Consider the following 1,456-nt stretch of genomic DNA (forward strand, 5'->3'; position numbering starts at 1 on the left):
CCAAAAACGGTTTGATGACGGCAACGGCAATGCCTAAAGATGGTAAGGAACACGAAAGCCAAGACGGTACCGTATATTACACTTACTCCGTTGAAATCGTTCATAGAGGTGTTGGCACTACCCAATTATATTGGGCGTTGTTCAACAAGAGTACTAGAAAGATATTTATCAAGGAGTTAGGATTGGTAATATCTCCTAATGGTAACGGCTATACCCGTAGTGGTAAGCGTGTAAGCGGATATTTTGGTAAAGCATTCTAACTAAAAAAAAATAAAAAAATGTTTGAAAAAATCGCAAATTTATTGGGTAGTAAGACGGCTATCCAGAACAGAGAAAAGCTCCGAATTGTTCTAAACGTTGTTATTAGAGTGCTTGACGCACTGGACGGGCAACAAGATTTTGAGCCAAAGAAAAAGTAAGTTTAAAAGGTGGTGGATTATTGCCACTGCCTTTTTATATTAACCTAAAAAAAAAAAGAAAAAAAATGTTTCCATTTTTATTTGGATTTTCAATTATGCACTTTATTGAGAATATTATGAAAAATGCTATGAATAGTAAAGAAAGGTCAAACTCAGCAGGATATAATCCTGTTGCGAAGCCTAGTGAGGTGTCTGCCGATATGCACGCCATTCATAAATGGATAGAGGGTGAACGTCTTACAACTTATAAAGATTCTAGAGGGATACCTACTGTTGGAATAGGTTTAACAAAGTTTAAAGATGGTTCAAAACCTGTCTTGGGTCGTACTTATTCTTTAGATTTTCTTAGGGAAAATTATTACTATAGAGTTAGTTATGAATTTGTGCCTGTGGTTAAAAATTTTTTTTCCAAAGCCAATTTATTGGGTGGGTATGACCAAAATTTATTTGATGTTGTTTTTGATTTGTATTTTCAAGGATTTCACAAAGAACGTGCAGAAAGAGGAATTTTGGAGTTGAGGAAAGGAAAATCTTATTTTGCTAATTGGTTGCTTACTCACGATGGAATGTTAAAACACTTTTGGAATCCTAAAATGCCAGGTTTTTACGCTTCTCGTTGGGGAGTTTTAAAGAGAGCTTATTGGCGTGCACATAGAGTAATGGGAATTAAAAAAACTCCGCAGGAATGCGAAGCTTGGTTGAGATTATACCGTATGGGTAAAGAAAAAATACCTTATTTTTTTTAATAAGCTATTTTTTCTACTATTTCGTTTGATTCTTCGTATAAATCTTTTGTAATGTTGGAGTATATTATATAGTCACAGTATATACAATAATTAGAGCCATCTTTTAAAAGATTTTTATTTCTATTGTGGTTATTTTTTATAAAATTAATTTTCTTTTCATCGTTAGTAGAGTTTAAAATTACCATTTTAGATAAAGGCACATTAAATTTTTTTGCTTTCGATGATAAGTCTTTGTAATTAAATTCTTTAAGTGGAATATTAAGTTCTTTCCTAACATTGGAATTTTTGAAA

3 protein-coding genes are annotated in these 1,456 nt (G+C 32.6%); 2 read left to right on the forward strand and 1 reads right to left on the reverse strand.

The window, feature by feature from the left end:
* Together ACFFUE_RS10120 and ACFFUE_RS10125 are read left to right on the forward strand one after the other, a co-directional pair.
* The coding region (locus tag ACFFUE_RS10120; RefSeq protein WP_376835016.1) for a hypothetical protein at positions 1-260 on the forward strand (260 nt) is incomplete at its 5' end.
* Positions 261-439: 179 nt separating this feature from the next.
* Positions 440-1,165, forward strand: coding sequence for a hypothetical protein (locus tag ACFFUE_RS10125; protein WP_376835018.1), 726 nt, complete (start codon positions 440-442; stop codon positions 1,163-1,165).
* On the opposite strand, the gene ACFFUE_RS10130 is transcribed toward ACFFUE_RS10125, so the two are convergent.
* Positions 1,162-1,456, reverse strand: a 295-nt coding sequence (locus ACFFUE_RS10130; protein WP_376835020.1) for a hypothetical protein, incomplete at its 5' end; no start/stop codon positions are given. The two genes, ACFFUE_RS10125 and ACFFUE_RS10130, sit on opposite strands and share 4 nt — an antisense overlap.

The sequence above is a fragment of the Bergeyella porcorum genome, assembly GCF_042427575.1.
Classification (GTDB): domain Bacteria; phylum Bacteroidota; class Bacteroidia; order Flavobacteriales; family Weeksellaceae; genus Bergeyella; species Bergeyella porcorum.